Below are 8,027 nucleotides of genomic sequence, written 5' to 3' on the forward strand. Positions count from 1 at the left end.
CTAATGATAAAAAAGCTGTCATGGAGCAATATATTAATTACCCTTAGTTTATTACTATGGTCGGGTTTTTTTGTTTTACAATTTGTTAAATTTCAAGATGCAAATAAAATTAGTTATTTTGCAGCCAATATTGAGTTTATTTTACATGGCTTTACTCTATTTTTATTTGCACTGATTTACAAAAAAACCTATTTACCCAACAAGAAAATATTGTCTTGGCTATTGGTAAGCCTAATTGGCCTTTTTTTGAACGACATAATTTTTTACTATGTAATTTATTTACAAAACAATTATATTGCTCGGCTTTCTTCCTTAGATTTTTTATTAGATATGTCACCTTTTTTTATTTGGGTGACGGCAATAATTATTTTTTTCTACAAAATATTGAGAATCACCTTTGAATTAAAATATTTTTATAAAATTTTATCAGTTTTTATGATTTTAAATGCCACAGTAATTTTTGTATGTTTTTCCTCTATTAATTATGCGACTTACACTATCACATGGCAGAACGTACTCCAATTTTTTGGATATATTGCCGAATCCTTTGTTTTCGAACTAGCTATTTTATGTTTAATATTCTCTAAAAACAGAGGATTGTCATGGATTGCCACAGGTTTCGCCATCCTGATATCGGGCGATTTTTTCCTTACGTACACCCATTTAACACAAACAGATAATACACTTGGGATCCATGGGGAATTATTCTGGTTTTTGGGTATGTTGTTTATTTTGATTGGCATTTATGATTTCAAACATAACGAATCCAAAGCAATTGATTGGCTCAAAGAGGCACATTCAATTAAACATATTTTTGCGTTTTGGACATTTCGAGTATCATTATTAAGCACACTGCCAGCTATTATTTTAGCTTATTATTTTCTACCTATTAGTAAAGAATTATTTTTACTTTTGCCTCCCATACTAATTCTATATTCTATTGTACTTGTTAGTTTATCCCTCTTAAACGGTCACCAGTTAGAGATTCCATTTAAACAGCTTGAGACTAATATCGATGCATTAATGCTGAAACAAGATAAAAGTCAGGTAAATGGTCATTTTTCGATAAATGAATTTATTTTTTTACAAAAATTTATTAATCAAGCGGCGATAACTATAGAAGAAAAAGATAAAGCTAAACAAACTTTGCTTTACTTATCATCTCAAGTTGCGCACGATATTCGGTCACCTCTCGCAGCCATAAACACAGCTATTTCTGATGTAAGCTCAATTCCTGAAAAAAAACGTATTATGATTAGGAGTGCAGCTAAAAGAATTAATGATATAGCTAATAATTTACTCTTAACGTCAAAAAATAATGTTTTGCCTTCACAGGAAAACATGGAGAATGAATTTCCTGAATTAATATTTGTTGTTTTAGACAATATCGTCGCAGAAAAACGATATGAATATTATGGTACAAACATACAGATTAATTTAGTAGGAAATGATTCCTCATTTAATTGTTTCTCAAATGTACATCTAGCTTCTTTTAAATGTGTACTTTCTAATTTAATTAATAATGGAATTGAAGCTCTTGATTCTGAGGGTTTTATTACAATTTACTTAAATTGTAATAAAACCCATGTTGAGATTATTATTGAAGACAATGGCTGCGGAATTCCTTCACATATTTTGCCCAAAATAACTCAGCCAGGTTTTAGTTTCAATAAAAAAACCGGGGCAGGTTTTGGTTTGGCACACGCAAATCAATATTTAAATCAATTAAAAGGGACAATGAATATTGATTCGCAGGAGAATATAGGCACAAAAATTACAGTTAGACTCAATCGCTCCCAGCCCCCTATATGGTTCTGCGATCAAATTAAAATAAAGCATAATATAAATATTGTAATATTGGATGATGAACCATCTATTCATGATTCCTGGGAGGATAGATTCGAATCTTTTCCTACCGTCAATATAATCCATTGCTATAGCGTCACAGAACTATTGAAAAATAATATTTCCAAAGTGAATCAATTGTATTTGATTGATTACGAGCTAGGCACTTATGATCAAAGTGGTTTGGATGTTATTGAAGAGTTAAATTTAACTGATAAAGCGATTTTAGTAACAAGCTGTTTTGAAGATATTAACATTCGAAAACGCTGCGAAGTTATTGGAGTCCAAATTATTCCAAAAGCTTATGTGCCCTATACTAAAATAATGCCTTTTTCAAACAACGAACCTCAAAGTAATTTTGTTTTTATTGATGACGATGAAATGATGCGAACCACTTGGAGATTCGCGGCTGAGGATGCTAAACAAACAATATCAACATATTCTTCCTTTGCTGATTTCATTAATGAAATAGATAGTTATAGCAAAAACACTGTTATTTATATTGATTCAGATTTAGGAAATAACGTTAAAGGGGAGGAATGTGCAAAATATTTATTTGATAAGGGCTTTACCAAAGTTCATCTTTCCACTGGCCACTCAAAAGATCAATTTAAAGATATGCCTTGGATAAAAACTATTGTTAGTAAAGAGCCGCCTTTTATAATATCTGGGTGAATATAGAGTATGAACACGAATGAAAAAAATAAATTAAAGCATGATCTTTTGAATGCAATTGTTATCATAAATAGCATGACGAAATCCGCATCAAATTTTTTTAATCAGGCTTCTATATCTAAGGATGGCAATGTTCTTAATCAAGAACAGAAAGATAAATTTTTATATGCCATGAGCACAATACGCGCTCAAACCGAAAAAATAGAGAATTACTTTCAAATTCTGCTAAACCAATAACTCTTCGATACCACGTCTCTCTTTGATATAGGAGGAGTAAGAGGTTACCTTTCCCCAATCTATTGCATCTGTTGAATAATTTTGAGTAATACTGTAATAATAACTATCATCTAGTTTTCTTGCGTCAAATAAATATTTGAGCCAATCATCTATAGGTTTTTTATATTCTTTTTCCGTTAATAGAAAAAGAATCTGTTCCTTATTAGTAACTGAAGTCCTGGTTGGTGCAGGTAAATCATACCCATCTAATAAATCTATTTGATCTTTCAATTCATCCTTATGTCTTATAATAAGCCAGGTATCTTTAGCATCTTTATCAAGAAAAAGAATACTTCCTGAATTATCAACTAGATAATACTCAATTGCCTGCGCTTGTACAGCGACCTGGGCAAATAATTTTTGGTAGGGAACATTATCAGATAAAATATTAACTAGGCTTGCATGCCCATTGACTATGCTCTTTGATAACTCTTTAAAATAACGCTGGGTAAGATCGTGTACCGCTAATGCAAGCTCTGAATGCAAATTTTTGTTTGTTTTGAGTATAAATTTATCAATAAGACCGTTATTGAATGCTTCAATAACAGTATCTTTATCTGCTTCAGCAGTTAACATAATTTTATAACTTTTATTCCCTTTAATTTTTTTGCATAACTCTATTCCATTAATTATTGGCATTTCATAATCTACAACTAACACAGGTGTATGTTCAAATCTTCCTTTATCATAAATTAATTCCAATGTTTTGCTGATATCAAAGCCTAGAATTCTATAATCTCTAGCGTCTACATTATCATCAATAATTGGTTTATATAGCGAACGGGTAGTGTCTTCGCTATATTTATTAATTATCTCCAATGCTTTATCTGGACTTGTTAGTGTAAGTAAATTAAATTTTTCATCAAACTCTAACTTTATTGCATCTAAAAACTCTTGGTTGTCATCTAAAAAAATTATTTTAGTTGGATGATAAAAGCATGTTGGATCTTTATCGACAATATTCATCTAGTGATTCCTGTATTTTATAAAAATAATTATTTAGTTTTATTTATAGTCGCCTTGTTAAATCAAAATCCAATTATAAAATATATCACTATCCTCTTCTTTGATCATAATTTTTTTACAATCTTAGAAAGCCTCAATAAGAGCATAATATAAACATGCTTATATTAATATTCTTATAGCAACCCTGCAATCGCTTGGGGGCCTCTCGCGAGCACTCCGCTATCTATTTGCTAGCACAATACTATCTATTTGCTATCATTATGCAATGTATTTGCTATCATTATGCAATGTATTTGCTAGCATTATGCAATGTATTTGCTAGCACAATGCTGTCTATTTGCTATCATTATGCAATGTATTTGCTAGCGCCCTACTATCTATTTGCTAGCGCCCTACTATCTATTTGCTAGCGCCCTACTATCTATTTGCTAGCGCCCTACTATCTATTTACTAGCGCCCTACTATCTATTTACTAGCGCCCTACTATCTATTTGCTAGCGCCCTACTATCTATTTGCTAGCGCCCTACTATCTATTTGCTAGCGTCCTACTATCTATTTGCTAGCGTCCTACTATCTATTTGCTAGCACAATGATGTCTATTTGCTAGTGTCCTACTGTCTATTTGCTAGCACAATGATGTCTATTTGCTAGTGTCCTACTGTCTATTTGCTAGCACCCTACTATCTATTTGCTAGCACAATGATATCTATTTGCTAGCACAATGATATCTATTTGCTAGCACAATGATATCTATTTGCTAGCACATTATTATTATTACCGAAGAATAGATTGCTTAACTTCCTAATTTGTAAGCTGCTGCAAAACAAGTACTTAATTAAATAAATTTATAAATTACAATTATGAGAATTTGTTTCACTTAAAATAATATTTATCAGTTTTTACAATCTCAAACACAGTAAATGCCCTTCAAAATATATTGCAATTTGCTAGCATAATGATAGCATTAAGCAATCAATTTGATATCATTTCATAATAATAATATTGGAGATATATATGATAATTTTAATTGGAGGAGAAAAAGGCGGCACAGGTAAAACGACTTTGGCAACAAATATAGCTGCTACCTTTGCCATAAAAGGGGATGATATTCTTTTAGTGGACACGGATCCACAAAAGACAGCCAGTTTTTGGTCTTTAACAAGAGATGAAAAAAATATTCTTCCACGTGTAACAACAATTCAAAAATTTGACAACGTTAAACAAGAAATATTGGCTTTAAAAAATAAATTTGACCATATAATTATAGATGCAGGTGGAAGAGACTCCTTGGAATTACGAACAGCTCTTCTTGTTGCTGACAAAGCCTTTTTTCCTCTTAGAGCATCTCAATTTGATCTTTGGACACTGGCAAAAATTAACAATCATGTTAGTGATGCTAAAGCAATAAATGAAAACCTTCGCGCTTTTGTTCTAATTAACCAATCCTCTCCAAATCCTTCTGTCAAAGAAAGTGATGAGGCATCAGTGTACCTTGAAGATTTTGAGGAGCTATCAGCACTCAAAACTAAGATTGCGGAAAGAATTGCTTATAGAAAAGCTGCAATTCAAGGATCTTGTGTGCAGGAACTTGATCCTGAAGATAAAAAAGCGACAGCAGAAATTCTTTCTTTTTATGAGGAAATTTTATATGTCTAATAAATCATCTTTTTCTCGTCCCCCCTTGTCACTAGAAGAGAAACAGAAAAAAGAAAAGGAATTCTTAAGTTTTGATAAAACCAAAAATGAGCAAGCCACTCCTTTAATAAAAAGAGAAAAAGAGCCTGTAAAAAGTATATTTATAAGAGCACCTGCAAGCTTTTTAATAGACATCCATGAAATTGTAAGTTTAACTGGTTTATCAATGAATGCTGTTTGTTTGGAACTTCTCAGGCCCGCCATAAAAAGAAAACTAAAAGAATTAAAAGAAGATTTATAATTTCTAAAAATAGCAATTTGCTAGCAAATTGCTAGCATCAAAACATTCTTTCGTTAGCAATTTGATATCATTTCGCTAGCAAATTGCTATCAAATCAATATCATAATGCTTGCAACCCCACCAATTCGAAGTCTTGACACCATCTACCTACTATGTTTTTCTTAGCAACATAATAGAAACTAAAGTCTCAGTCTTAATTTATAAAAGGCTAATAGAAATGAAATAAAAAATGATTTGAGGAAAGTTATGAGAGGTCGGCAAACCCCTCATAACCAAAATACTTTGTGAACGGAGCTAAACATAAAAGTTTCAGGAATTAGTGGTGGTTCCTTAAAACTTCATAAGTTAATGCAATTTTCATTTTAGCTTTGTTCCCTAAAAAAAACAATAAAGATAAGGATATTATCTATGGGGAACCTTTGTTCAATTTTTCACTCAAGATTTAAACATCTTATTAGAGTGATTCCATCAGCTCGAAAAGCGCAGTTGATGGATTATATTTTACTTGGTTGGCAAACCAGCACTTACAAATTAAAGGGCTCCGATAAGAAATGGTTCATGAAACCTTATTCCGAAATTATCAAAGACACCGGCATTCCTGAAAGTACACTTCAGCGCTATATCAGAGAATTAACTGAGGCAGGTTTTATTGAGCGAAGACAAGCACTTTACAGCCGCACTAAAGAAGAGGGTGCCTTTGAGGTTAAAAAAGGAAACTACATCCATATTACCGAGCAATTACTTGTCTTACTAAAACCGGAAGCCTCATCCGAAGAAGATGTATCCAATCAAACGAAAGATGATAACAACAACATTGAGAAATCGTTCCAGGAAAATCATATAGCACAGGATAAATCTCCTCAAACTAAAAGTGATGGCAATCAAAATGAGGGGATCGATTCAATCAAAATAAGGGGATCATATATAAGAGATCTTTATGGTTCTTCTCTTATTAATACTATTACGTTTGATAAAACCTTTTCTGTGGATAAACCAACCCTTCATCGATTGACCCAATCTTTTGACTCAGTCCAACAATTTCTATCTCAAGAAGTGAAAGAAGAAGTTCCTGATTCCATCAAACAACTGGTTGCGGGGACTTTTTTCAATTTAATCTTTAAACATCGAAAGCAACTATCTTCTCCCCAACAACTGGCCGCTGAATACTTATTTGCTTTATTGAACGTTGATTTTTATCTACCTAAGGTATCTTGTTTTAAACATCGAAATAACATTTTCTCAAAAATGATTCGCGATAACTCTTGGCGAACGCCTAAAGGGTTTTACAAGCATTTTTATTTAGGTCAATCGTTTAAAGACAAAGAAGAATTACGTGAAAAACGATGGCAACGAGAAAAAGAAAAGGAAATGAGTCAAGAGACCTATGCTTTTGCTGATATTAACGATGAACGAATTCAACGATTGGAAGCTCAAATGACAGAAAAAAGCGCTTTAATCAATGAACTGACGAAAAGTATTTATCAGCACTCAGATGAAGAAGTAATCAATGAAATTAGAGAGCGTATTCAATTGCATCGAAGAGAGCTTGATACTTTATGGGCTGAACAACTTCGCGTTGAACAAGAGATTGAAGCAGAAGAAAAGCGCTGTGCTTAGAAGAGGGTAGGGCGAGCGCGCCTATTTAAAATTGTTAGCTATTAACTGGTGAGAAGAGGGTGGTCATGCGTGGATATTTCATGCCATCCTTTTCTTGCATTAGGCAGACATTGCCTCATCGATTACGGGCAAAACTAAAGCGCGTCGTTTGAGGTGGTTTTATCCACAATTTCTGTGGATAAACCTGTCGATAGTGCTTTATAAGTTTAACTCCTTGAATCTAAAGTGCTAATTTAATTTTCAACCAAAAAGATTAAAAATGACCTGACAATGCCTGCTATTTTATTCTATTATTGATTTATGTACACCAATCATAGAATAAAAAATCATGGTGCGAGGCGGTTTACGACCGGGTGCTGGACGACCAAAAGGGCGGGGCAAATATGGAGAACAAACCAAAGCGCTACGCATTCCTCTTTCACGTATAAACGACGTGCTGCACTTTATTACGCATCCAAGTTTAACCTCTTATCAAATTCCGTTGTATTCAAGTACTGTAAGAGCAGGCTTTCCGTCTCCTGCTGATGATTACATCGAAGACTTTCTCGATTTAAACCACTATTTAATTAATCATCCTGCAGCGACCTTCATGGTAAGGGCCTCAGGAGACTCCATGACTGATGTGGGGATTCAATCGGGGGATTTGCTGGTAGTTGATAGAAGCATCAACGTGACTCATGGCAAGATAGTGATTGCTGCTATTAATGGAGA

Annotated in this window: 7 protein-coding genes; 6 read left to right on the forward strand and 1 reads right to left on the reverse strand. The window is 33.1% G+C overall.

Annotated elements, in window-relative coordinates; genetic code table 11:
• Positions 1-3: 3 nt before the first annotated feature.
• The gene (locus tag Ldro_RS06510; RefSeq protein ID WP_058495592.1) at positions 4-2,520 is read left to right on the forward strand and encodes a sensor histidine kinase; all 2,517 of its coding nucleotides are present in this window, start codon (positions 4-6) and stop codon (positions 2,518-2,520) included.
• A 9-nt stretch (positions 2,521-2,529) separates the two neighbouring features.
• Positions 2,530-2,757, forward strand: coding sequence for a hypothetical protein (locus Ldro_RS06515; RefSeq protein WP_058495593.1), 228 nt, complete (start codon positions 2,530-2,532; stop codon positions 2,755-2,757).
• Here the strand turns inward: Ldro_RS06515 and Ldro_RS06520 are convergent.
• Complete coding sequence (locus tag Ldro_RS06520) at positions 2,746-3,762, reverse strand: response regulator (protein ID WP_058495594.1); 1,017 nt, start codon at positions 3,760-3,762, stop codon at positions 2,746-2,748. The genes Ldro_RS06515 and Ldro_RS06520 overlap by 12 nt on opposite strands.
• Positions 3,763-4,777: 1,015 nt before the next feature.
• On the opposite strand from Ldro_RS06520, the gene Ldro_RS06525 reads away from it, so the two are divergent.
• From Ldro_RS06525 to Ldro_RS06540, 4 genes are all read left to right on the forward strand, one after another.
• A complete protein-coding gene (locus tag Ldro_RS06525; RefSeq protein ID WP_058495595.1) occupies positions 4,778-5,419 on the forward strand; it encodes an AAA family ATPase in 642 nt (213 codons plus the stop codon).
• Positions 5,412-5,699, forward strand: coding sequence for a hypothetical protein (locus Ldro_RS06530; protein WP_058495596.1), 288 nt, complete (start codon positions 5,412-5,414; stop codon positions 5,697-5,699). The genes Ldro_RS06525 and Ldro_RS06530 overlap by 8 nt, the downstream gene beginning before the upstream one ends.
• 408 nt (positions 5,700-6,107) lie before the next feature.
• On the forward strand, positions 6,108-7,316 hold the full coding sequence (locus Ldro_RS06535) for an Lrp/AsnC family transcriptional regulator (RefSeq protein ID WP_058495597.1): 1,209 nt from the start codon (positions 6,108-6,110) through the stop codon (positions 7,314-7,316).
• A gap of 328 nt (positions 7,317-7,644) precedes the next feature.
• Positions 7,645-8,027 (forward strand): LexA family protein (locus tag Ldro_RS06540; protein ID WP_058496084.1); only part of this gene is annotated, 383 nt, incomplete at its 3' end.

This window comes from Legionella drozanskii LLAP-1 (assembly GCF_001467585.1).
GTDB classification, from domain to species: Bacteria; Pseudomonadota; Gammaproteobacteria; order Legionellales; family Legionellaceae; genus Tatlockia; species Tatlockia drozanskii.

Coding starts and splice junctions, on each gene's coding strand:
- Ldro_RS06510 (WP_058495592.1), top strand. CDS start 4: ATGATAAAAAAGCTGTCATGGAGCAATATATTAATTACCCTTAGTTTA.
- Ldro_RS06515 (WP_058495593.1), top strand. CDS start 2,530: ATGAACACGAATGAAAAAAATAAATTAAAGCATGATCTTTTGAATGCA.
- Ldro_RS06520 (WP_058495594.1), bottom strand. CDS start 3,762: ATGAATATTGTCGATAAAGATCCAACATGCTTTTATCATCCAACTAAA.
- Ldro_RS06525 (WP_058495595.1), top strand. CDS start 4,778: ATGATAATTTTAATTGGAGGAGAAAAAGGCGGCACAGGTAAAACGACT.
- Ldro_RS06530 (WP_058495596.1), top strand. CDS start 5,412: ATGTCTAATAAATCATCTTTTTCTCGTCCCCCCTTGTCACTAGAAGAG.
- Ldro_RS06535 (WP_058495597.1), top strand. CDS start 6,108: ATGGGGAACCTTTGTTCAATTTTTCACTCAAGATTTAAACATCTTATT.